Here is a 24,546-nt window from a genome sequence, read left to right on the forward strand (position 1 = left end):
TTCCATATATTTCCTTGACAATACAGGAAAATTATGATAAAACCTTGTTTATTGCTCATATATTACAAAAGTATTACATATAATTTATTAATATGTTAAGAAACTATTTTGAATATTAAATGAGCAATAGGAGGTAACAAATAAATGAAATTCAGACACTTATTAACCGGAACCATTCTTACCATCAGCTTACTTGCAGCTTCTGCCGTCACGGCATTTGCAGCTGTATCCAAAGGACGTTTTGAGACAGTTGACAGCACCACCATCAGCGGCTGGGCATACGACAGCGATTCCCCTGATGACGCGTTAAACGTAATGATAACCATCAAGAATAAAAATACAGGTGAGGAAGTATTTTCCCAGCGCATATCCGCCGGGGAATACAGGGAAGCGCTTTATAAGGAAAACCGGGGCAATGGATGCCACGGCTTCACCATCAATGTGGACTGGAGCGCTTATCCGGACGGCATATACCTGGTAGAGGGAACCGTGGGGGGCCGAAGCTTCCCCAATCCCAGGACATACACCAACGGCAGCGGGGATGCCCAGACAGGAAGCGCTGCTGACGGACAGGGGCTGATACCCCTTGGGGTCTTTAAAACCACCGGCTACTGTCCCTGCCGCGCCTGTTCCGAGGGCTGGGGACGCCATACATGTACCGGCGCCGTCGCCACTGCCGGACACACCATCGCAGTAGACCCAAGGGTCATCCCTTACGGCTCAAAGGTCATGATTAACGGTGTTGTCTATACGGCAGAGGACCGCGGGGGCGCTGTGAAAGGCAACCACATCGATATTTTCTTCAATACACACGCTGAGACGAGACAGCATGGAATGCAGAACGCCGAGGTATTCCTGGTCCAGGGATAGACAATAAGATATAACGTGATGATTGAATTCTAAGTGCTGCGTCCTTTAAAAAACGGGGCGGATGGCAGCGGACAGGGCCATATGGAATAGCCCATCCGCTGTCATCCGCCCCGTTTCATATCAGGACTGCATTCCTATCCAGGTCCTATCCGCCAATTTCCCGGAGTTCCGTCCCACTGTAAAAGAACTTCAGGATGGATTCATAGTCCTTTCCTTCCTTGGCCATTCCCTGGGCGCCGTTCTGGCTCATGCCCACGCCGTGGCCGAATCCGCCTCCATAGATGTGGAAGGATGGCTTTCCATCCTCTCCTGTCCTTTTTTCTATGGAAATGAAGGCGCTGGGAAGGGTCGCGCTTCCTTCCATTGTCTTGCCGTCCTGTTTGGTAATGACAATGCCCGGATTCCCCAGGGCGGAACGGATGGCGCCCTGTCCCTTGACAGTCACTGTCCCGCCGCTTCCCGACACGCTCAGTTCGCTGGCAATACCGCCTGCCCCCCGCCCCGTGATGGTCATGTCCGTGACTGCTCCGGCCCCATTTATCTGGGCCGATACCATATCGCTGCTTATATCTGTCTCCCAGCGGAACATGGCGTAGGAGGAGTCATAGGCTGTCACGTCCCTGCTTCTTATAAAGGAATCAAAATTGTCATTATCCCCTACGTCCAGGGGCTGTCTTCCCGCCTTCACCTCCACTGCCTGGAGATACGGGTATTTCTGCGGGTCCGTGCCCCATACGCCTGCGTCTGCGGTACGGCCGCAGGAGGTGGAGAAATAAAAGGCGTCGATTGGCTTATCCTCGTAGAAAAGCATCCTGCCGTATGTCTCCTTGACGGCCTGTGTGGTCTTCTCATCCGCCTGGGTGTTGTTATATACCTGGAAATTCGTACTGTCATCCACATGGGCGCCGTACTGGCTGTAGGAATTGCCCTGAATCTGCCTGTATGCATAGGTCCTGGCGCATACGGCCTGGGCCTTTAAGGCCTCCTTTTCATAGGAGGGCGGCATTTCGCTGGGCACTACCCTGGTCAGGTAATCTTCCAGATACAGGTCATTGACCAGCACCAGTCCCTCATCGCATTCCTTGATTTCCATTTTCCCGGTGTAGACCGGCGTACCCTGGCTGCGCTCAATGGAAGTGACCGTGACCCCGTCCGGGTTATCCGGGTTTATGATGATACGGCCGTATTTAAGCCTGTCATCCCCTGGCTGGATGGTTAACCCGGTTCCCGCCTCCAGGCGCTCCTTCTCCGTCTTGCCTTTGGAGTTCTCATATTCCATCTGCGCCGGACTATTCAGTACAAGGCTGACCGATGGATGGTACAGGTTTTTAAATCCGGTGTCCATGATCAGGACACGGATGGTCTTGGCGTCAAATTCCCGTTCCAGCAGCGCTGCACACAGTTTTCCGTCCGCCGCCACAAATTCCTGCAGGTCATAACCCACCAGGATATCATTTATACCTAATATCTTAAAATCCCCGTAAACCTTGTATACATGGAAATTCTCAGACACAGGTATCTCGCCATATCCCTCAATCTCAATGGCATTCTCTGTAACAGAAAGTACCTTGCCGCTGATGCGTTCCTTTTTCATGGTAATCTTCCTGAGTCTGCCGCCCTCCATGTGAAGGTCCGCCAGGTTGCCTGCCATGTCTGATACATCGCCCAGCTTTTCGCTGACAGGGAATTCGCGGTAGGCTGTTCCCAGATACGCCTTGAAGCTCCTGCCGTCTGTCTCAGACAGCCATATGTTCTCGTAAACAACATCCTCTGACACCAGTTCCCTCATGGCAATCATCTCGCCGTCCCTGGCAAGGAACCGTATCTCACAGTCCAGGTACGCGTCCAGGGCAAGTCCCTGGAACCCGAAATTGCCTTCTGTCGTGTATGCGGTCCAGCTCTCGGCCTGCAAAAGGTTGGAAGGCGTGCCGTAAAGCACCGCGTCCACCATCTTCACGGCCCCGTCCGGGTCTGTCTGGGACCTGATACCCTCATAGAGCCTCCACCACTCCTCCTCCGGAAATGCCCTGTCCTTATTATGTTTGGTGGCCCCGGCCTCCAGCTTAAGCCTGCCGGAAACCTGTCCGGCCATAAATGCCGCCTCCTGATATGTAAGGTATCCCTGGGCCGCAGAAAGGGTGGGCGGCGTCAGCTCCTCATCCAGATATCCCTCGTCATAGAGGTAATCCATGTATTTGACAAACCAGTTGTCCTTTTCCTTGGCAGAAAAATAAGAGCTTCCCCGCTCCTTTTCCCGGCTTGCGCATTCTTCCTTGGTGGCAACCGCCAATGCCATGGCCTTAAACGCCTGGGCCCTGGTGATTCCGTCCTTTGGCGGCTCCATGGTCACTATGATTACCATCAGTATGATGACAATGGAAACAACACCGGCCACCCATGCAATCATCTTATTCTTCATATTCATATATCCGCTCCTGTATCATGGGGAGTAAAACGAATGAAAGCAGCGGGTGCACCGCTGCTTTTATCATCTGTAACCCCAAAATGCCGTCTCTTACTTATTGACGCCTAGCAATGCTAGGTGGGCAACCTCACTTAAACTTCTGCCTTCCACTCAAAGGAGGCCTGACATCCGTTTAAAAATATTGGAATCCCTTGTGTCTAATGTAGGTTCAAAATTGGTAAGAGTGTCGAACATTCCAGGTAATTACAGACGTTCATCATTTATCTTGGTGTTATTATACCCCAAACATCAGCGTTTTTCAAGCTGATTTTTCTGAACATTTATGGAAGTTTTTCCAATCACCCAAACCTTTCCACCCCATATTCAGAAACTCTTGCGTATATAAGGGTTTCCGGCCCCGGCGCATCCTGGCTGATGGTACAGGATGAGAGGAATTTATCCGCGCCCGCCTGTATCCGCTCCTGGCTGTCCGCGTAAAGGACCGCAAGGACATCCCCGGGCATTACCTTTTCGCCGTACTTTTTCTTTAAAATGATTCCGGCCCCATAGTCAATGGCGTCTTCCTTTGTATTGCGTCCGGCTCCCAAAAGCACGGAGGCGATTCCGATGCCTTCTGTGTCCATATGGGAGATATAGCCTTCCTCCGGCGCTTTTACCTCATATGTACAGGATGGGGATTCAAACTGTTCCGGCTTCCATATGAAGCTTTCATCGCCGCCCTGGGCCTTTACCATTGAAGCCAGGCACTTAAGGGCGCTGCCGTCATGGATGGATTCCTCCGCCATCCCCCGGCATTCCTCCACGGTCCCCTTGCCGGCCATATGAAGCATGTTGGCCGCCAGCTCCAGGCATACCCTGGTTAAATCCTCTGGTCCCTCTCCCTTTAATGTGCGGATGGCCTCGGTCATCTCCAGGGAATTGCCGATGGCGTATCCCAGGGGGATATCCATATTGGTAATCAGGGCGCAGCACCTGCGGCCTGCCAGGCATCCGATGGAAACCATCTTCTGCGCCAGGCTGATGGACTCCTCCAGGGTCTTCATGAATGCGCCGCTGCCCGTCTTCACATCCAGCACGATGCTGTCGCTTCCGGCAGCCAGTTTCTTGCTCATGATGGAGGACGCGATAAGCGGTATGCTGTCCACCGTGGCAGTCACGTCCCGCAGCGCATATAGCTTCTTATCCGCAGGCACCATGTTGCCGGACTGTCCAATCACGGCAATGCCGTTCCTGTTCACGATATCAAAGAATTCTTCCCTTGGGATGGCCGTCTTAAATCCAGGTATGCTCTCCAGCTTATCCACGGTCCCTCCCGTGTGTCCCAGGCCCCGGCCGCTCATCTTGGCCACCTTCACGCCCAGGGAAGCCACCATGGGACCTGCAACCAGCGTTGTCTTGTCACCCACGCCGCCGGTACTGTGCTTATCCACCTTGATTCCCTCAATGGGAGACAGGTCCACCATGTCCCCGGAATGGGCCATCTCTAATGTAAGATATGTGATTTCCTGGTCATTCATTCCCTGAAAATAAATTGCCATCAGCATGGCTGACATCTGGTAGTCTGAAATCCCTCCATCCACGAATCCCCTGACCATATAGGCAATCTCATCCTTTGTAAGGGCGCCGCCCCGCTTCTTGGTCTCAATTAAGTCATACATCCTCACAGTATCCACCGCCTTTCACAGCACCAATCCTTATTTCTCCAGGTCATCCGGTCCAAAGCTGTCCGGCAGAAGCTGTTCCAGGGTATATTCCCTGTAATCCTCCGCGCTTTTTGCCACCAGGATCCGGAAGGTGGACGGATTACAGAATTCCCTCATCACCTGCCTGCACACGCCGCAGGGCGTACAGTAATCCTTTATCACCCCATCCGGCCCGCCGCAGATTGCGATGGCCGCAAAATCCCTTCTGCCCTCGCTCACCGCCTTAAAAAATGCACACCGTTCAGCGCATACGCTGGGCGTATAGGACGCATTCTCAATGTTATTCCCTGTAAAGACCGTTCCGTCCCCGCAGAGCAGGGCCGCAGAGACATGAAAATGCGAATAAGGGGCATAGGATCTGGGCAGCCCGTCAATAGCTGCCTGTATCAGCTTCTTTCTGTCCATCCGCGCTCCCCCTTTCCGCCTTGGCCAGCTTGACAATCCGGCTGGTTCCCAGACGTTCTGCGCCCAGGTTGATGAATTCCTCCGCATCCTCAAAGGACTTAATCCCTCCGGCAGCCTTCATGCGCACGCCTTCCCCGATATGCCCAGAGAACAGCCTGATATCTGCAAACGTAGCCCCTGCCTTGGAAAACCCGGTGGATGTCTTGATGAAATCCGCCCCTGCCTGGGTGACGATTCCGCACATCTTGACCTTTTCCTCGTCCGTAAGGAGACAGGTCTCAATGATTACCTTCAGGATACGGCTGCCGCAGGCAGCCTTCAGCCGGGTAATCTCCTCTTTTATCCGGTCATATGCCTTGTCCTTTAAGTCACCGATATTGATGACCATGTCAATCTCATCCGCGCCGTTGGCAATGGCATCCTTTGTCTCAAAGACCTTGACCGCCGTTGTATTATAGCCATTGGGGAATCCGATGACCGTACATACCGCCATCCGGTCCCCCATATATTCCTTTGCCCGCTTCACATAGGACGGCGGTATGCATACGCTGGCCGTTCCATACGCCATGGCGTCGTCGCAGATTTCCTTAATCTGGCCCCATGTGGCGTCCTGCCCCAATAATGTGTGGTCTACCCTGCTGTAAATCTCTTTTCTGTCCATAGGTTCCCTTCTCCTTTTTACATTAACTTTAATCGGCTGTTTCCTGTTAAACAGCCTGATTTTGTCTTAGATATTTCCATTATAATACAATCCGCATTCCTAAACAAGGGAAACAAACGTCCCCTCCACATACGCCCTCAGCGCTTCCGGTTCCAGCGTGACCTGGACGCCCCGCTGTCCCCCGCTCACCATGACGGTATCATATAGCTGCGCCATCTCTTCTATATAAGTAGGGAAATGTTTCTTCATCCCAATGGGGGAACAGCCGCCCCTGATGTAGCCGGTCACTGCCAGCATATCCCTGACGTGGATCAATTCCACCTTCTTTTCCCCTGCTGCCCTGGCCGCCTTCTTCAGGTCCAGCTCCTCATCCACAGGGATGCAGCATACAAGGTAGCCCTTTTTCTCGCCCTTTAACACCAAGGTTTTATACATCCTGTCATGTTCCACTCCCAAAAGGTCCGCTGCATGGCTGCCCGACAGGTCGTTTTCATCCACCTCATAGGTTCCTGTCCCATAGGCAATCCCAGCCGCATCCAAAAGCCTCATCACATTTGTCTTAACCATCAAGTCCACTCCTGTCCTTCATTTACATTCCAACCCATCATAACCCTTTTTTGTATATCAGTCAATGCAGTCCGTCATATACAAGGCATATCCCCACATTCGCATTCCGCCTATTCACAAAATTGGATGTAACATTTATAATAGGAGAAGGAACGTCTGTGTTACATCAAAACAAGCACAATCAGAAAGGACCTTAACATATGGAAAGAAACGATATCATCATCATTCATGGCAAGGATTATAAAAATATGGCAAAGAAGGTGCTGGAACAGGCCGATGTGGCCGGGGATATCGGCAGCAGGGATAAGAAGGTGGCATTAAAGCCCAACCTGGTCACGGCCAAGGCCCCGTCCAGCGGAGCCACCACCCACAGCGAACTCCTGGCCGGGGTCATTGAATACCTTCAGGAGCACGGATTCAAGGATATCACTGTGATGGAAGGTTCCTGGGTAGGCGACCGTACGGGAGAGGCGTTCCGGGCAGCCGGATATGACCGGGTATGCCGCCATTACAATGTTCCCTTTGAGGACCTGCAAAAGGATACCTGGAAGGAGTATGACGCTGCCGGAATGAAGATCAAGCTCTGCGACAAGGCTGCTGCCGTTGACTATATGATTAACATGCCGGTGCTCAAGGGCCATTGCCAGACCACGGTTACCTGCGCCCTCAAGAACAGCAAAGGAATCATCCCTAATTCGGAAAAACGCCGTTTCCACACCCTGGGCCTTCATAAACCTATTGCCCATCTGAACACCATCGTCCCCGGCGGCTTCATCCTGGTGGACAATATCTGCGGGGACCTGGATTTTGAGGAAGGCGGCAATCCGGTTGTGATGAACCGCGTGCTGGGCTTTAAGGACCCGGTGCTCTGTGATGCGTTTGTATGCGGCTGTATGGGATACCCGGTGGAGACAGTGCCTTACATCACCCTGGCGGAACGCCTGGGTGTCGGAAGCACGGATGTTGCCCACGCCAACACGGTTTACTTAAACCAGGCGTCTGAGGCGGACGGCCAGTTCCGTATGACCAGGCGGGTTGAAAACCTGGCTTCCTATGCCAGGCCATCCGATGCCTGCAGCGCATGTTACGGTTCCCTGATTTACGCCTTGGACCGTTTAAATGACAGCGGATACCTGAGGAAGGGCCTTGCGCCCATCTGCATCGGCCAGGGATATAAAGGAAAAGAAGGCGCCATCGGCATCGGCCAATGCACCTCCTGCTTTGCAAAAACCCTGGGCGGATGTCCGCCAAAGGCTGCTGATATCGTGGACTTCTTAAGTGAGAACTGGAAATAAGGACCGGGAATAAGCATCGGGAATAAGCACTGGAAATAAGCACTGGAAATAAGCGTTCCCTGCCCTACAGTCCCTTTTCCCGCAGCCATCCGACAATATGGCCTGCATAGGCCTTTTCCCTTTTCAGCAGTGTAAAATGGTCCGCTCCCTTGACAAACACCACCTTTGCATCCGGGATCTGTTCCCCCATCCACAGGGTATGGCGGGGACGTATCATGTCCCGGCGTCCGGTAAGGAGCAGTACAGGGGCCTGGATCAGGGACAGTTCCGCTGCCGTAAGATGGGGCCAGTTGGCCATCAGTCCATTTAACTGACGGCCTGATACTGCCCGTTCCTTCACCCTCCGGGGCATGGGCAGCTTCTCCACCACACGCCAGAACTTATAACCGGCCTTTACCTGGGCATAGGAAACAGCCGTCATGCCCTTTGGCAGCGCATTGCCGCTGACAGCCACCACGGCCAGCACCTTATCCGGATACCGGCTTGCTGCCTCCAGGGCCACGTTGGCGCCGTCGCTAAAGCCCAGGATGACTGCCTTTGGCACATGGAGCACATCCATCACCTGCATCACGTCATCTGCCATACCGGAAGTGGTAAGCTCCTGGGTCCGGACCGTATCCTTCAGTTTCGAAGCCCCATGCCCGCGGCTGTCCATAAGGATGACCCGGTAATACCGGCTCATAAGCTCTGCCAGCCGCCCGAATATCTGGTGGCTTTCACCATTTCCATGAAGCATCACAAGAGGCACTCCCTGCCCCAGCTCCTTATAATATAATGAAGCAAAGCGGTTGTCCGCGTAACCTTCCTTCATCTGCATGACCTCCAAAAATTAATATTTCCAAAAGCAGATAAGGCAGAGACTGTGTAACCTCACACAGCGCTCCGCCTTTATCTTATGGTCTATCTTCTATTACTGTTCGCTTTTTCCACATGCACATTCCTGCCTTTAATCTTAGCATGGGACATGGCCTTCAGCACTTCGTCCGCATACTGTCCAGGCACATCCACAAATGTGTATCCGTCATACATGTCAATGCTTCCCACCATACGGCCCGGGATTCCTGATTCGCCTGCAACAGCGCCCAGGATATCTCCTGGCGTGACCCTCTGGGCCTTGCCGATGTTGATGAAAAGCCTTGCCATCTGACCATCGCCCTCGCCCAGGACATAATCGATGGCAGCCCTGTCGGTTGCCCCCCTGCGGCCCCGTCCGTAAGCAGAGGAACTGCCTCTCTCACGTCCGCGTCCGCGGCCCATGCCTCTTCCAAAGCTGTCCAGGTCATCCAGTGAACGGGCCGGCATGGTGCAGTCAATGACATCTTCATTGTCATCGCCCATATTCATCTTGAGAAGGGCTGCAGCCAGGTCCATGGAAGTGTAATCCTCTTCTATCAGCTTTTTCTCAATGATGTTCACCATCTTGGTCAGGTCATTATCGTTCAGTATATCCATTACCTGGTCCAGTACCTTCTCCACCTTGATTTCCGTAATATCATTCAGGGACGGGATGGCCTGGGGAATGATCTTGGTCTTACAGTAGCGCTGGATGTCACGCAGCTTATACACTTCCTTGCCCACAACCAGGCTGAACGCCTTACCTTCGCGTCCCGCCCTTCCGGTACGGCCAATCCTGTGCACATAGTACTCGTCATCCTGTGGCACATCATAGTTGAATACCGCTTCCACATCGCCTACGTCAATACCCCGGGCCGCCACATCCGTTGCTACCAGGATATCGGTGCGTCCATTGCGGAAACTGCCCATGACGCGGTCACGCTGCACCTGCTTTAAATCCCCATGAAGGCCTTCTGCAAAATATCCCCTGCCCTGAAGCGCCTGCACCAGTTCATCTACCTGCCTCTTTGTATTACAGAACACAATGGAAAGCTTTGGCGCATACATGTCTAACAGCCTGCACATGACCTCCACCTTGTTCTTTGGCTTTACTTCATAATAATACTGGGTCACTTTGGGAACGGTCAGTTCCTTTTTGATGACCCGGACCGTTACGGGATCGTCCTGGAACTTCCTGGCAATATCCGCAATGGCCTGAGGCATGGTTGCTGAAAACATCAGGGTCTGCCTCTCTTCGGGAAGCTGGCTTAAGATGGTTTCCATATCCTCTAAAAATCCCATATTCAGCATCTCGTCCGCTTCATCCAGCACAACGGTGTGCACATGGTCCATCTTTACGGTCTTACGGCGCATATGGTCCATCACACGGCCAGGTGTTCCCACCACAATCTGTGTGCCGTCCTTTAAGGAACGTATCTGCTTTACAATATCCTGCCCTCCGTAAATGGGAAGCACCTTTGTGCCATGCATGAACTTGGCCAGACGGCGCATTTCCTCCGCCACCTGGATTGCCAGCTCCCTTGTGGGAAGCAGTATGATGGCCTGGAGCTTTTTCACCTTTGGGTCCACCTTCTGAAGAAGGGGGATTCCGAATGCCGCCGTCTTGCCGGTACCGGTCTGGGCCTGGCCAATCATGTCACGGCCCTCCATGGCTACCGGGATGGCCTGGGCCTGGATAGGTGAAGCCTCCTCAAATCCCATTTCCGTAATAGCACGGATAATTCTTTCGTCTAATTGTAACTCGTCAAACTTAACTGTCTCCATATAACTGATTATGTCCTTTCTTCCTCTGCCTCTTTCCCTCATGGAAAGCAGACAGGCCGCCTTGTGCATTTCCCCCACATTACCGCCAGAACCATATCTCCCGGTGTGGCGCCGTATAACCTTATACAGCCCCATACCCGCACCCCTGCTCAGGAAATATGACATGTGATGCACCGCAATATTAAGAGCGTTTCTTCACGAAACGAACATCCTTTTCACACAAAAAACGAGAGGTAATACAGGCACGTCGCGGCCTTTCATCCTCTCGCTTCCTACGATAGTTAACTATAACAGATATTGGTGCGGCTGTCAATGTTTTTACTTATTTTTTTCCTGATGCCGTACATAGCCTGTATATATCCATCATCTGTGTTTTACCTATTTTGACAAAATTACCCACCGGAATGGTATCCCCATAGGTGGCCTTGTCCGCCATCTCCTCAAACGCATCCACCGGCAGTCCCGCATCCTCAAATCTAAGCGGCATGCCCAGTTTGCAGAAAAATCCCCTCATCCTTCTGATTCCCTCCATACAGATGGCATCCTCTTCCCCATAAGCCAGGTCCACATCCCATACGCGCACCGCAAACTGCATGAAGCGTTTTTTGTCATGACTGTATACATATTCCATCCATGCCGGATACACAATGGACAGGCTGGCTCCATGGGCAATGTCATATTTTCCGCTCATCTCAAGGGCAATCCTGTGGGAAGCCCAGTCCTGGACGCGGCCAGTGTTAAGAAGCCCGTTGTGCGCCAGCGTCCCGGCCCAGACAATCTCTGCCCTTGCATCGTAATCCTCAGGTTCCTCAAGCGTCTTTACCCCATTGGCAATGATGCTTCTCAAGGCACCCTCACAAAGCCTGTCGGTCAGATCCACATGGGTGGTGTTGGTAAAATACCGCTCCATGATATGGGTCATCATGTCCACCACACCGCATCCAATCTGATAGGGCGGGAGGCTGTATGTCAGTTCCGGATTGATGATGGAGAATACAGGCCGGATTAAATCCAGGTTAATGCTCTTTTTATACCAGCCATCCTCATTGGTGATGACGGAACTTAAGCTGGCCTCGCTTCCGGCTGCCGGAATGGTGCAGACAGCGGCTGTCATCAGCGTTTCCTTCGGAGTCTCCTTCCCCAGATAGAAGTCCCATACATCGCCGTCATAGGGAACACCTACCCCAATGGCCTTGGCTGTGTCAATGGCGCTTCCGCCGCCAACGGCCAGGATGAACCGTATGTTTTCTTTCCTGCACAGTTCAATCCCTTCCCGGACCAGTCCCAGCCTTGGATTAGGTTTCACACCACCCAGTTCCAGTACCTGGATGTCCTGGGCCTTCAAGGATCCGCACACCGTGTCAAACAGGCCGTTCCTTTTTATACGGTCCGAGCCATAGACCAGAAGAGCCTTATCACAGTCACTGTATTTCCTTACCTTTTCTCCTGTCTGGTTCTCCGTGCCTTTACCGAACACAATTTCCGTTGTATTGGAAAATTCAAAATTAATCATCTGCCGTCTTCTCCTATCTGTATAATCCTGCTTTTCCAAGAGAGCCGAACAGCTCCATTTTCTCACGTATCACCTGTTTCGCATCCTCGATGCCGGGATTCAGCACCTTAGCTGGAATGAATCCTCCGGTTTCCTCAATCACCTGGTTCACCTTTTTGAAAAATGCATATTTGAAATCACTGGAAATGTTCACCTTACGGATTCCAATCCTGCACGCTTCCCGTATCTCCTCATCCGGGTTGTTGCTTCCTCCATGGAGGACCAGTGGCACAGGGGACACTGCCTGAATCTTCTCCAGCAGTTCCAGCTGGAGTTTCGGCACAAACCCTTTTGGGTAAATGCCATGGGCTGTTCCGATGGCAATGGCCAGGCAGTCAACGCCCGTCTTAGTCACAAAATCCACCACATCCTCAGGATTGGTATAGGTCACATGTTCCACCCCGCCTTCTTCGGAATTGCTCATGACGCCGATGGTTCCAATCTCCCCTTCCACCGATACATCCACCATGTGGGCCAGACCCGCCATTTCCTTTGTCAGCATTACATTCTCCTCATAGGGAAGTTCGGAGCCATCCAGCATTACCGATGTAAAACCTGCCTGGATTGCTTTCATGCACTGCTCCACGCTTTTGCCATGGTCCAGATGAAGCACGAAGGGGACCCTGCTTCCTGCCAGGCGCTCCCTTACATATGTATAGAATTCCTTGGTGGCAAACTCAAATTCCCCCGGCGCCACCTGCACAATGGCAGGGGCATCCTGGGCTTCCGCTTCCTCTACCACGGAACGGAACAGGGAACTTTCCGTGGCGTTAAAGGCGCCTACGGCGAAGTGGTTCTTATTGGCTACTGCCAGCATTTCTTTCATATTTATCAGCATTTACGTCATCCTCCATTTTCCTGTTGTTTCTGTTTAAAATGTTTCTATCTTAATATCATCGCTGTTACTGCTTACGTCTGTCTCCCCCGCACTTCCCAGGTCTTCAAAGCTCTCATCCTCTTCTGTCACCGGCTTCTTAATCAGGGAAAGGATGACCCCTGTTATCACACTTCCGATTGCCAGGGCAATGCAGAATTTTACCGGATTGGTAAACAGCGGCACGGAAAGCATCCCGCCATGTGGAACAGGTGCACCGCAGGCCCAGACCATGGACAGCCCGCCTGCTACTGCGGAACCGCATACGCAGGAGAATACCACGCGGATAAGGTCCCTGGCCGCGATGGGAATCACGCCCTCGGTAATCATGCAGAACCCCATGGGAACCGCTGCCTTTAACGCCTCTTTCTCTGCCCTGGTGTATTTATTCCTGGTCAGAAGACAGGATATGGCAATGCCAAAGGGAGGAATCATGGAGCCTACGAATTTAACTGCCTCCGGTTCCAGGATACCGTCAATCATAAGGCCATTTACAAAGGTTGACATGGTCTTGTTAACAGGTCCGCCGAAATCAAAGCAGGCCATGCCGCCTAACACTGCGCCGAATACAAACTTAGAACCGCTCTGCAGGCTGCTGATTGCCTCGGTCAGTGTCACCTGAAGCCATGCAAATGGCTGTCCTACCACGGTAAACATAAGGACTGAGGCAACGGCTGTTACAAGAACAGGGATGACCATCACCGGCATGAGTCCCTGCATTGCCTTTGGAAGCTTCACATACTTCTTAACCGCCAGCACAAGATATCCGACCAGGAAACCGGCGACAATACCGCCGATAAAGCCAGCCTTGATTTCCGTACAGATAAATCCAAGGATCAGTCCGGGCGCAATGCCTGGACGGTCGGCAATTGAATAGGCAACACCTGCGGTAATGACCGGCACCACGGCTGACATACCAAAGCCGCCTGCCTTGTAAAGGTAATATCCGATTCCTGATGTGGAATTGCGCACATCGCTGTCAATGAACTGCCCCAGTGCCATGCAAAGGCCGGCTGCAACCACCAACGGAATCATGTAACCGATTGCTGTCAACACATGCTTTTTAATCAATGCTATAACGCCATGTTCTTTCATACTTTCATCCTCTCCTTTATCCTTTGTTTTCCAATGCTTTTTCTACCTTCTCAATAAAACCGATTGCATTTTTAATCACTGCTGCAGTACCTACACGGATAACTGGTTTCCCCTTAAACCGCTCTTCCCCGGATATCTTCACATCCACTGCCAGGATTACCACGTCCGCATCCGCTATATCCTGTTCTGTCAGCTTATACTCCGTACCTATGGTTCCCTGTGTCTCACATCTGCACTCATGCCCCCTGGCCCTGGCGCCTTTGATTAATTTCTCCCTGGCCATATAGGTATGGGCAATTCCCGCGGTACAAGCGGCCACACCGACAATCTTCATTCTATTTCCCCCTTTCTGTTAAACAGTGTGAATATCTCATCCTCACTCTCTGTTGTTAATAGTGTTTCTATTACCTCATCGTCACATAGTGCAACTGCCACCTGGGACAATAATGAAACCAGCTCTGATTTGTCCGCACTGTTGACCGCGAACATGACAAATGCCCTGGACGTTCCTTCCCCAAGGGTCTCCCAATCCACCCCCCGGTCCACCCTTCCAACTGCCATGGCTGTCTTTATCACTGCATCTGATTTACCGTGGGGAATGGCTACCTGATTGCCGATTCCTGTAGGTCCTTCGCTTTCCCGCTCATAGACCGCCTGTATGAACATCTGTCTGGATGCCAGTACCCCGGCCTTATCAAACATACCTGCCATTTCCTCAATGATTTCCTTTTTATTCCTGCCCTTCATGTGCAGGTTGATGCAGGAACGTTGTATTACATTTTCTATTGCCATAGATGAAACCATCTTACCCATCCTCTCCTTTTCTTCAATTTTCTTTAAGCTTCTTCCCGGTCCACCGCATCCCTTACCCTCTGATTCATGAGTACTGCCAGCTGATGGCTGTCATCCATGCGCCGGATTGCCTCTACTTCCTCCTCATTATCAAACAGGTCCAGGAACACGCTGTAAAATTTAATCGTTTCTTCTTTCATCCCCGCTGCCTCGTCCAGATTGAATGCCAGCAGGAATACCACATCCGCGGTTTCGTCCTCCTGCCACCTGACCGGACGGTTAAGGACAGCCACCGCAACAGTTGGCCGTATGACAAACTTTGCATATCCGTGGGGAATTGCCACCCCTTTTCCTAATGCAGTGGGTGCCGTTACCTCATGCTCCAGTACGGAACGCTCAAACTCCGCTGTTACATATCCTGCGTCTGTCAACTGTTTGCAGAGGATTCCAATCAGCTTATCTTTATCTGATACTTCCATATGAAGATGCACAAACTCTTCATAAAACAGGTTTCTCTGGATACTAAGCTGGTTACAGGGCTGCTTCAGCTTAAGCTTCCTCCGCCTTACCTGTTTCATCTTTATTTCCACATTCCTGATATCATACTGGGTCATCAGATGGTCTACCACCACTACTTCCTTTCCAAAATAAGGACTTTTCAGCTGAAGGGTGGTGATGATCAGGTCACAGGGCACGCGGTTTACTTTCTTTAAGTCCCTGGCGGAAAGCACATCCACAATCCGTATATCACTGATTGTCCGTTCCAGCTGCTCCCGCAGAAGCTGTGATATACCAATCCCATAATCACAGACCACACAGGCTGTCACGGTTGACAGGCTCCGCTCAATGGCCCCGCCTAAAAGCAATGCCAGGCTGCACATTTCATGTTCATTTAATTCCAGCCCCAGTTCTTTTTCAAAATAAACGCCAACCGCATAAATAGCTGCAAATATATTGGGATATTTCTGTTTTACCTGCTTTAAAAGAGGATTTACTGTCTTTACCCCGTACCGGAGCCTGGCAATCATGGATCTGAGCTGAAGGAACAGGCTCCCGGAAAAGAAAATGTCCTGTCTTAAGTTTACATTTACAATATCGCTTACCAGGGATACCAGCCGTATGGTAAAATAACACAGTTCCATATGGTCTGCCTGGCATGCCAGCATCTGGTCCATATCCTGGAAATTCTGTATATCAGAGATATCGATGACAAATTCCATGAATTCCTGTTCGCACGGTTCCAGCTTTATCTGATAACTTTGCTCAAGGATTTCAATGAGCCGTCCCTTAATCCGCCTTGAAAAAGCTCCGGATACCTTGCAGGGAAGGGCTTTTGGCATGGTTACAAACTTATGCTTCCTTGCCCTGGCAATGCTGAGGGACAGCATGAAGAACATCTGGATATGTGCCTCATAGCCAAAAGAAAAACCGTAATGCTCTTCCAGCGAATAGATTCCCTTATTGATGCCGCTTGTGTCAAATCCTTTCAGAAAATCCTCTATAAGCAGATACTCCCCTGACTGCCCGGCCCCCTGTCCCAGACCAAACAGTTCCTTCCTGCTTCTGCGTTTCATCGTCAGGAACAGGTTCCACATGGCCATACGCCACTGGTATTCACCATACCTTATCTGATACCCCTTCCCCCTTTTCTTTTCCAGTATAATGCCGTAACCGCAAAACCAGTCCTGCAGTTTTGGCATCAGCCGTTCCACCAAAGAGCGCCCTGCATAAAATTCCTTCTGTATCTCCCCCAGTCCCAGGCTCCCCCTGGTCAAAAGGGAATATATGATCTGGCTTTTCAGATCCAGCTGTCCCATTACAGGATTTTCTTCATCCAAAAGGCGTTTCAGCTTTTCCCAGTTTTCATCATCCACCAGAAGACGGACGCCTTCATGGGGCTTTTTATCCAGCTTCCCCAGTTTTTCCTGCTCCATTGTTTCCTGTATCGCAATCAGTTCATTGCGTATTGTCTTTACAGATACCTGAATCACACCGGAGATGTCGGAAACAGGCACATATCCGTCCTGGTCATGAAGATAATATAAGATATCCATCTGTCTGCTGGTCACATACACCTTCTCCTTTCTCCCATGGTCCTTCTGTTCTATATCCACATTATAGCAGTCTGGCATTTTTGCTCCGTTCATCTTTTTGACACATTCCTTTCTGAAAATTCTGTTTTTTTGACACATTTCATAATGGAAGTATCATAGCGTAATCCATCTGGATGTACAATGTGAGGGGGAATGAAAACAGGCATACGCCAATCATCCCAGCGTATGCCTGTTCCATATCCCAATATTCAGTTGAGTTTTTTCCCGGCAGCGTCTATTCTCTCCAATCCCATGTTTACAGCAATTCCCGCCGCAATCATCAGCCCTCCTGCAAATGATGCATCCACCCTGCCCTTTCCTGCCGCCACATCCAGGAGGACGCCGGTAAATATCTGCCCCACGAATGTAAGCATGGTAAGCCGGAAAGCCGGAAGCCTGGGAACCGTAAGGTTACACAGCATAACCACAATGACGCCCATCATGCCGCCCGTATAAATAAAGGGGTGGGCGGCCAGCCCGCTGCCGGATACCGGCTTCATGATTTCCCCGGCCAGCACACAGATGACCACTGTAACGGGAAGTCCTGCCATATGATTAACCAGTGACCCTGAAAGCGCGCCCACTTTCCCGGACAGCCGTGCATTGACAGTCCTTGACAGGACTACCGTGACCCCTGCGGCCAGGGACAGCAGGACCGCATATGAGGCTTTGCCAACCGTGGCATCCAGCATGACAAAAATCCCTGTCAGGGAAAATGCCAGCCCCACCAGGTTATATCTGCAAAACGGACACCGCTTCATCCCAAACAGCCCAAGGCAGTCAATCACCAGGGACATGAGGGCCTGCCCTAAAAGCCCCAACGCCACTATGCTGGTCATGCTTATATGGCCAAAGGCCAGATTGTTAAACACAGTGGTAAATGCGCCTATGGCACCGCCCAGATAAATCCAGGCAGGAGCGTGTCCTGTCAGTTTCCTGTTTTCCTTCCTCACAGCACACAGCAGGTATGCAAAGAGGATACCCACCACATGGATGATGACGGATGCCCGGAATACGCCGTATGATCCTGACAGGATTCCATTAACCGAAACCATGACGGATAGTACCAAACCGGTCAAAAGAGCCAGCAGTCCATACATCCTTCCACCTCCCTTAAGATTCATGCACTGATTATAACCGCATTCCCCCAACAGGGCATAGGACATTTGTCCTACTGTTTTGTGGCATTACCTGTTATAATGGAGGCAGAGGTGATATTGAGATGAAAGAACTGCCCATGTCAGATAAACACAGGGAAAAACTATCGGAATACGGCCTTCAGGATATGTACCCTGACTCCTGCAGGCTTGTGTCTTATAAGGCCGGGGAAACCCTTCTCCGGGAGGGGATGCCCCTTACCTGGCTTGGCGTCATCATGTGCGGCAAAGCCAAAATATGCTCTACTGCCCCCAACGGCAGGAACCTGGTCCTCTGCTACTATGTATCGGAGGGCATCATTGGCGACCTGGAACTTATGACCGGCCTGAAGGGCGCAACCACCACCATTGTGGCAATCACGGATTTTGAATGTATCACTATCTCCCTCAGTATACACAGTGCGGCCCTTAAATCCAATACCGTATTCTTGAACAGGGTGGGAAATGAACTGGCCTTAAAGCTGCTGCGAAGCTCAGCCAATTTTGTGTCCTCCTCCCTGTACTCCGGCGAGGAACGGCTCTGCTCCTACATCCTGCAGACATCCCACAACCGCATGTTCAGTGATATCCTGTCCGATGTCTCCTGTTCCGTGGGAATGAGTTACCGCCATATGTTCCGGCTGTTAAACCAGCTCTGCGCGGAAGGGATACTGGAGAAACACGGATATGGCTATCTTATCCTGGACCTGGATGCCTTAATCCGGCGTTCAGAGTCCTCACACCACAAAACAGTCTGATGACAGGTATGCAAGACGGCACGCCAAAGGGGCATGGAATCCATGCCCCTTCATCCTATCCCAACCGATACTGGTTAAAATTGTACTACATCCTTTATCTCTTCCGCCCGCTCCACGTTCTCTGCATACAGTACAGGACCTTCACCGTGGTAATCCTTCTGGTATTCAATCCCCACTTTGGCCCGTACCTTAACCCACTGCTTGGTCTTATACTCTTCTGCGCCTTCCCATTTGCACATAAAGCCAAGGAAGGTCATATCTGCTTCACAGCAGGTCATGGCCATACGGCCGGGCACGAACTGTCCCTTGGGGAATTTAGGGGACTTTAACACCATGGCGGTAAATTCCACCACTTTGTCCTTGTACCGTTCCGGCTGGTCCATACAGTCAATATACCAGATGCCGTAATCTTTCGGCTTAATCTCAATCACATCCGCGTTCAGGTCATAGGGAAGATCCTCCTCCAGGGTGGCCTGCTCAATCTCACCGTCCTTATCTTCCAGCACGATCTCGCTGTCCCGGCTCATGGCCCGGATGGTACGGCGGTAGGCTGTCAGCTTCTCATCCGGGATGCCGTCGCACCGGTTCATGATGATAAGCTCAGACCCGCGCAGCATGGCGCCTAAAAGGGGCTTCATATTCTGCACGTAAAGGTCAAAGGTGGAGCCGTCAATGATGGTAATCTGCTGGTATATGGTCCAGTCATCAGGCAGCTTAAGTTCATCCTGGTTCCACATGCCGTTCCATTCCATAAGGACACGTTCCGGACGGTATACCACTTCCAGCTCATTCAGATACTGGGGTGTCAGCTTCTCAAATGAATCCACATATACCACAGCTGTCCTGTTCTTTTTAAGCTTTTTCTCATCATATTCCGTATCCCCTTCCTCACACACAATAAGAAGGGTCTTGCCGTCTGCCTTAAAATAATCCTGCTGCATGGTAAAGTCCAGGAACTGGGTCTTACCTGCCTCAAGGAAGCCGTTGATTAAAAACAACGGCATGATATCGTCTTCAATTTCATATGCCATAATATTATCCTCAGCTTCTTCCGAATACGCTGTTTAACGCTTCTTCTTCAAGGCTTGCACCAATCACGCACACCTTGCCGGTATAATCAGGCCTTCCCTCGCGGATTTCATACTGCTCGGGCACTAAGTCAAAGTACAGCCACTCCCCTGGATTCTCCGTGGGCAGCATCCCCTTCGCCCTCAGTACCTGTCCAAATTCCTCCGTGTAAGCCAGACGTTTCAGTATATCCTCCAGCTGGTCATGGGTTACCGGAACAATTGTCTCCATGCCCCAGCTTGTGAATACCTCATCCGCATGATGGTGTCCGTGGTCATGGCCGCAGCATCCATGGTCGTGGTGATGGTGGTCATGGCATTCTTCCCCGTCATGATGGTGATGTTCATGGCCTTCCTCTCCATCATGGTGATGCTCATGACACTCTTCCCCGTCATGGTGATGATGCCCATGGCACTCTTCCCCATCATGATGATGTTCATGGCACTCTTCCCCGTCATGGTGATGATGCTCATGGCACTCTTCCCCATCATGGTGATGATGCCCATGACACTCTTCCCCGTCATGGTGATGATGCCCATGGCACTCTTCCCCGTCATGGTGATGATGCTCATGGCACTCTTCCCCATCATGGTGATGATGCTCATGGCACCCTTCCCCTTCATGATGGTGCTCATGGCATTCTTCCTCATGATGCTGACGGCTTTCCCTCACCTCTGCCAGAAGGTCATCCAGCATGGTATCATGCTTCTCAATGATTTCAAGCAGCTGCGCCCCGGACAGCTCCGCCAGGGGTGTTGTTATGATGGCTGCGTCGCGGTTCTTCTCACGAAGCATGTCCACATCCTTCTGCACCTTTGCAGCATCTGTTATATCGGTACGGCTGAGCACAATGGTGCCTGCATTTTCAATCTGGTTGTTAAAAAACTCGCCGAAATTCTTCATATACATCTTGCACTTTGCAGCATCCACAATGGTTACGGCGCTGTTCAGTTCCACTTCCATGTCCGCAGATACGTCCACCACTGCCTTCACCACGTCTGACAGCTTGCCAACGCCTGAGGGTTCAATGATGATGCGCTCCGGTTTATACTTTGTGATGACTTCTGCCAGGGATGCGCCAAAATCGCCTACCAATGAACAGCAGATACAGCCTGAGTTCATCTCACGGATTTCTATTCCGGCATCCTTTAAGAAGCCTCCGTCAATTCCAATCTCGCCAAATTCGTTTTCAATCAGTACGACCTGTTCTCCGGCAATCGCCTCTTCCAAAAGCTTTTTGATGAACGTTGTCTTCCCCGCACCAAGAAAACCGGAAATAATATCAATTTTCGTCATTTTACTCTTTCCTTCTTTCTGAATATCCGACTCCCTGCGCCGTCTTGCCGCAACAGGGCATTATTATAACCTGTCAATTGACTATTTTGGCACATCAGCCACATAAAGTCAAGACGTAGGCGCTTTTATCTTTTACCGGCAGCACTGGCTAATCATTTTAAAACCATGGATAAGCCATTCCTTCACACACGGACAGGGCAGACAAAGCTTATCCAAAGCTTCATCTGCCCTGCCCCATTGCACAGTGATTCACCTACAAATCAAACTAATATCACAACCTTACAGTTTTCTCCCCGTCCCCATCAGAAATCCAGATACATATGCATTGGATAGGAAAGGTATTCCACGTCATCCAGCTTCTCCACCGTGATATATCCGGCCGGTGCATTGAGGATGGTCGGGATACGGTTAACGATGGTCGCACATGTATGCTCCACGGTAGCCGGTTTCCTGACAAAGAAGGTGGTATCCGGTTCACCTATGATCTTCCAGTCGCATAAATCGCCGTCATCCGGTCCATAAACCTTGCCGATACACTGGGTTTCAATCACCGGTCCCTGAAAAGTCTCGGTGGTCACCACCGCGCTCATGCCGATGCAGTTGCCCTTGGGAATCGTATATCCCATGGTCTCGGAATACAGGTCCGAATCATAGAAATATGGAACACACTTCTGTGTCTGGGACTTGATGGTCCAGCCCATCTTATTGCACAGGGCCTCATTGGAGTTCCACACATAGCATGGCTCCAGTGTCTCAGGATGGGCAATCTTTGCCTCAAATTCCTCCGGCGTAAGCCCGACCCCATGGGCCTCTGCCAGGGCCAGTCCGTAGTCCTCCACATTGTAGCTGGTGGCTCCCTCAATCCGGTCAATGCGGTGTACGCCTCCCGCCACACAGCCAATCATGTTTACCCAGTAAATATCCTGCATGCCTGCGCCCACGATGGTGCAGTTATTATCCTTAGCCAGCTTATCCAGCTTATTGGTGATGGCGCTTGCCGTGGTCCACGGATAGATTGCCTCCTCGCAGGTGGTTACCACATTAATCCCCCTGGACACGCACTTCTCAAAATGGGGATACACGTCCTCCATGAAGCTGAACAGGGTCACCACTGCAATATCTGCGTCGCATTCATCTAAAACAGCATCTGCGTCATCGCGGATTGTCACGCCAATCTTAAATCCCAGGCCCGCGAACTCTCCCACGTCCATTCCGACCACGGCAGGATTCACATCAATCGCACCTACAATCTCAGCACCTTTCTCATACAGATAGCGCAGGATATATTTGCCCATCTTTCCACAGCCATACTGTACCACACGGATTTTTTCGCAATTCATCATGATTCTTAACCCCTTTCCTGTATCGTTGCTTTGTACATTGATAGTTCCTGATATAAGTATAAGGCTTATACAAGGTATGGAGTCAAGGGCTTTTTTTATGCATTTCCCCGCAGGGAGACAGGTATCTGGAGCCGGAGGAACATGCCCCTTTCCTGCATGTCCATGGGCACCTCCGCCACCACCTCACAGATATAATCGCCGGTAATCCTGTAGTGTTTTTCCTGGATTTCCTTCAGAAGGCGGCCGATATATTCCTTCTCCTTATCAAAACTGTTACAGTAAATACACAGGTAGGTACTGGCCGGTATGGGGGTAATCAGGCTTTCCTTCACAAACCCCTTATCCACCAGCACGAATATCTGTGTGGAACAGAACTCCCCTTTTATCAGGGACTCCTTCTTCATGACGGTTCCCGCATTATAGAAATATATGGGGGACAGCTGGTTGGCAATCAGGTTCTTCTTCAAATCACGCAGGATCTGCTCATACACGTCAATCCCGTAATCATAGAAATTCACACCTGAATCCGTCATATAAGTCAGGCGCCCCGGGATGTACTCCAGCACAATGGCGCCGTCCGGAGGGGCATTTTCATACCATTCATAGCTTTCCAGGGTGCGCTCAATGGCCTTTCTCTGGTACATCAGTTCCCTGGACCTGTCATCAATCTCATCCAGGTTGCGGTACAGGATATCCTTGAGCATGTCCGGGTCAAAGTGCTTTAGCTGTTTCTTGATATCCTTAAGCGACATCCCCAGGGCCTTCATGCGCTGGATCATATCCAGCTGCGCGCTTTGGCGTATATCATAATAACGGTATCCATTCTCCGCATCCCGGTGCAGGGGTGAGAACAATCCCTCCTTATCATAAAGACGCAGCGCCTGTTCCGACACACCGTTCAGCCTTGCCATCTGTCCAATTGACAGTTTTTTCACAGCACACCCCTCCCGAATATTATGTATTTTATATAATCACGCGCCTGTATCTGCTCTGAATATGGAATAATTATACCAAAAAAACCTTATACCAGCAATAAGGTTTTGCCCCTCCTATTTCATTTACTGTAGATTATTTATCAATTGTATCTCCCTTAAAATGGAAATTTTCACAAAACGCTTATCATAGTATGTTTATCACAGTACGCTTATCACAGCACTTCCCTCCAAAAAATAATACCTGCGGCCCACCCCGCCGGTCCCGCCACCTTAAGGGGGCGTCCCGGTCCGGCGTGTGCCGCAGGCATTTCCGCTCATATTAATTCCGCTCATATTGTTTCTTTTTGCCAGGAATGGAAAACCTTTACCATCTCCTCGCTGCTTAGCTCAGCTTCTTCACAATCTTCTCCGCATCCTCCTGGTTGCCGATTACCATCAGGTGGATATCGCTCTCTACGACATAATCCGCGCCTGGCATGAATTTCATATGCCCACCCTTATTTTTAAGGGCAATGATGGAAATGCCGTATACCCGGCGGATATTCAGGTCCTTGATGGACTTCCCTACCCAGGAATCCAGGGGACGGATCTCAAAAATGGAAATGCCGTCAGCCAGCTCCGTATAGTCAAACACATTGTTGCCGCTGTAGCGCACCGCTGCCTTCTCTGCCACGTCCCGGTCCGGATAGACCACCTGGTCCGCCCCGTTCTTTAACAGAAGACGCGCATGGATGTTGCGGTTGGCCTTGCTGACAACGTACTTGGCCCCCATCTCCTTAATCATGCTGGTAACCTCCAGGCTGTTCTGGAAGTTATTGCCAATGCAGATGAAGCAGATATCAAAATTCCCCACCCCAAGGCTTTTTAATACAGCCTCATTGGTGCAGTCGCCAATCTTGGCGCTGACCACATAGGGAAGGATAGGCTCCAGCTTTTCTTCCGATATATCCACTGCCATGATCTGATTGTCATGCTTTGCCAGATTCTCACACAGGTGCTGTCCAAACCTTCCGATTCCGATTACAAGAATTGATTTCATGTATAAGATACCCCTCTCTT

At 50.9% G+C, this 24,546-nt stretch carries 22 protein-coding genes and 1 other RNA gene; 3 read left to right on the forward strand and 20 right to left on the reverse strand.

Annotated elements, in window-relative coordinates:
- Positions 1 to 144 precede the first annotated feature (144 nt).
- Complete coding sequence (locus MCJ35_RS11975) at positions 145 to 870, forward strand: 3D domain-containing protein (RefSeq protein ID WP_008716765.1); 726 nt, start codon at positions 145 to 147, stop codon at positions 868 to 870.
- 145 nt (positions 871 to 1,015) lie between these two features.
- Here the strand turns inward: MCJ35_RS11975 and MCJ35_RS11980 are convergent, their stop codons facing one another.
- The 6 genes from MCJ35_RS11980 to ybaK form a co-directional block, all read right to left on the reverse strand.
- On the reverse strand, positions 1,016 to 3,289 hold the full coding sequence (locus MCJ35_RS11980; protein ID WP_240299791.1) for a SpoIID/LytB domain-containing protein: 2,274 nt from the start codon (positions 3,287 to 3,289) through the stop codon (positions 1,016 to 1,018).
- Positions 3,290 to 3,363: 74 nt separating this feature from the next.
- A non-coding RNA gene (ssrS, locus tag MCJ35_RS11985) (6S RNA) lies at positions 3,364 to 3,540 on the reverse strand.
- A 93-nt stretch (positions 3,541 to 3,633) separates the two neighbouring features.
- Complete coding sequence (locus MCJ35_RS11990) at positions 3,634 to 4,959, reverse strand: pyrimidine-nucleoside phosphorylase (RefSeq protein ID WP_034578298.1); 1,326 nt, start codon at positions 4,957 to 4,959, stop codon at positions 3,634 to 3,636.
- Positions 4,960 to 4,989: 30 nt separating this feature from the next.
- Positions 4,990 to 5,403, reverse strand: coding sequence for a cytidine deaminase (gene cdd / locus MCJ35_RS11995; protein ID WP_008716771.1), 414 nt, complete (start codon positions 5,401 to 5,403; stop codon positions 4,990 to 4,992).
- Positions 5,369 to 6,064 carry a deoxyribose-phosphate aldolase gene (gene deoC / locus MCJ35_RS12000; RefSeq protein WP_025487008.1) on the reverse strand — a complete coding sequence of 232 codons (696 nt, stop codon included), beginning with the start codon at positions 6,062 to 6,064 and terminating at the stop codon, positions 5,369 to 5,371. The genes cdd and deoC overlap by 35 nt, the downstream gene beginning before the upstream one ends.
- Before the next feature lie 99 nt (positions 6,065 to 6,163).
- On the reverse strand, positions 6,164 to 6,631 hold the full coding sequence (gene ybaK / locus MCJ35_RS12005; RefSeq protein ID WP_025487007.1) for a Cys-tRNA(Pro) deacylase: 468 nt from the start codon (positions 6,629 to 6,631) through the stop codon (positions 6,164 to 6,166).
- 200 nt (positions 6,632 to 6,831) lie between these two features.
- Here ybaK and MCJ35_RS12010 point away from each other — a divergent pair, with 200 nt between their 5' ends.
- Complete coding sequence (locus MCJ35_RS12010; RefSeq protein WP_025487006.1) at positions 6,832 to 7,926, forward strand: DUF362 domain-containing protein; 1,095 nt, start codon at positions 6,832 to 6,834, stop codon at positions 7,924 to 7,926.
- 64 nt (positions 7,927 to 7,990) lie between these two features.
- Here MCJ35_RS12010 and MCJ35_RS12015 read toward each other — a convergent pair whose 3' ends face one another.
- From MCJ35_RS12015 to MCJ35_RS12055, 9 genes are all read right to left on the reverse strand, one after another.
- On the reverse strand, positions 7,991 to 8,737 hold the full coding sequence (locus MCJ35_RS12015) for an alpha/beta fold hydrolase (protein ID WP_025487005.1): 747 nt from the start codon (positions 8,735 to 8,737) through the stop codon (positions 7,991 to 7,993).
- Positions 8,738 to 8,826: 89 nt separating this feature from the next.
- Complete coding sequence (locus MCJ35_RS12020) at positions 8,827 to 10,545, reverse strand: DEAD/DEAH box helicase (RefSeq protein WP_025487004.1); 1,719 nt, start codon at positions 10,543 to 10,545, stop codon at positions 8,827 to 8,829.
- A gap of 322 nt (positions 10,546 to 10,867) precedes the next feature.
- Positions 10,868 to 12,058, reverse strand: a complete 1,191-nt coding sequence (locus tag MCJ35_RS12025) for an iron-containing alcohol dehydrogenase (protein ID WP_025487003.1) — start codon at positions 12,056 to 12,058, stop codon at positions 10,868 to 10,870.
- Between the two features lie 13 nt (positions 12,059 to 12,071).
- Entirely contained in the window at positions 12,072 to 12,935 is an 864-nt protein-coding gene (locus MCJ35_RS12030; RefSeq protein WP_025487002.1) for a ketose-bisphosphate aldolase, read from the reverse strand.
- A 33-nt stretch (positions 12,936 to 12,968) separates the two neighbouring features.
- Entirely contained in the window at positions 12,969 to 14,066 is a 1,098-nt protein-coding gene (locus tag MCJ35_RS12035) for a PTS fructose transporter subunit IIC (RefSeq protein WP_025487001.1), read from the reverse strand.
- A 16-nt stretch (positions 14,067 to 14,082) separates the two neighbouring features.
- Complete coding sequence (locus MCJ35_RS12040; RefSeq protein WP_025487000.1) at positions 14,083 to 14,400, reverse strand: PTS fructose transporter subunit IIB; 318 nt, start codon at positions 14,398 to 14,400, stop codon at positions 14,083 to 14,085.
- A complete protein-coding gene (locus tag MCJ35_RS12045; RefSeq protein ID WP_240299498.1) occupies positions 14,397 to 14,879 on the reverse strand; it encodes a PTS sugar transporter subunit IIA in 483 nt (160 codons plus the stop codon). Before MCJ35_RS12045 ends, MCJ35_RS12040 begins: the two co-directional genes overlap by 4 nt.
- 23 nt (positions 14,880 to 14,902) lie before the next feature.
- Positions 14,903 to 17,005: a BglG family transcription antiterminator gene (locus tag MCJ35_RS12050; RefSeq protein WP_025486998.1), complete on the reverse strand. Its 2,103-nt coding sequence runs from the start codon at positions 17,003 to 17,005 to the stop codon at positions 14,903 to 14,905.
- Positions 17,006 to 17,160: 155 nt separating this feature from the next.
- Positions 17,161 to 18,051, reverse strand: coding sequence for a DMT family transporter (locus tag MCJ35_RS12055; protein ID WP_025486997.1), 891 nt, complete (start codon positions 18,049 to 18,051; stop codon positions 17,161 to 17,163).
- A gap of 122 nt (positions 18,052 to 18,173) precedes the next feature.
- Here MCJ35_RS12055 and MCJ35_RS12060 point away from each other — a divergent pair, with 122 nt between their 5' ends.
- Positions 18,174 to 18,845, forward strand: coding sequence for a cyclic nucleotide-binding domain-containing protein (locus tag MCJ35_RS12060; protein ID WP_025486996.1), 672 nt, complete (start codon positions 18,174 to 18,176; stop codon positions 18,843 to 18,845).
- A 74-nt stretch (positions 18,846 to 18,919) separates the two neighbouring features.
- On the opposite strand, the gene MCJ35_RS12065 is transcribed toward MCJ35_RS12060, so the two are convergent.
- The 5 genes from MCJ35_RS12065 to MCJ35_RS12085 form a co-directional block, all read right to left on the reverse strand.
- Complete coding sequence (locus MCJ35_RS12065) at positions 18,920 to 19,876, reverse strand: TIGR03943 family putative permease subunit (RefSeq protein WP_025486995.1); 957 nt, start codon at positions 19,874 to 19,876, stop codon at positions 18,920 to 18,922.
- A gap of 10 nt (positions 19,877 to 19,886) precedes the next feature.
- On the reverse strand, positions 19,887 to 21,209 hold the full coding sequence (locus MCJ35_RS12070; protein WP_025486994.1) for a CobW family GTP-binding protein: 1,323 nt from the start codon (positions 21,207 to 21,209) through the stop codon (positions 19,887 to 19,889).
- Between the two features lie 302 nt (positions 21,210 to 21,511).
- Positions 21,512 to 22,552 carry an NAD(P)H-dependent amine dehydrogenase family protein gene (locus MCJ35_RS12075; RefSeq protein WP_025486993.1) on the reverse strand — a complete coding sequence of 347 codons (1,041 nt, stop codon included), beginning with the start codon at positions 22,550 to 22,552 and terminating at the stop codon, positions 21,512 to 21,514.
- Positions 22,553 to 22,647: 95 nt separating this feature from the next.
- Positions 22,648 to 23,487, reverse strand: a complete 840-nt coding sequence (locus tag MCJ35_RS12080; protein ID WP_008716809.1) for a MerR family transcriptional regulator — start codon at positions 23,485 to 23,487, stop codon at positions 22,648 to 22,650.
- Positions 23,488 to 23,869: 382 nt separating this feature from the next.
- Complete coding sequence (locus MCJ35_RS12085; protein WP_008716811.1) at positions 23,870 to 24,526, reverse strand: potassium channel family protein; 657 nt, start codon at positions 24,524 to 24,526, stop codon at positions 23,870 to 23,872.
- Between the last annotated feature and the right edge of the window lie 20 nt (positions 24,527 to 24,546).

Source organism: Enterocloster sp. OA13, assembly GCF_022440595.1.
GTDB lineage: Bacteria > Bacillota > Clostridia > Lachnospirales > Lachnospiraceae > Enterocloster > Enterocloster hominis.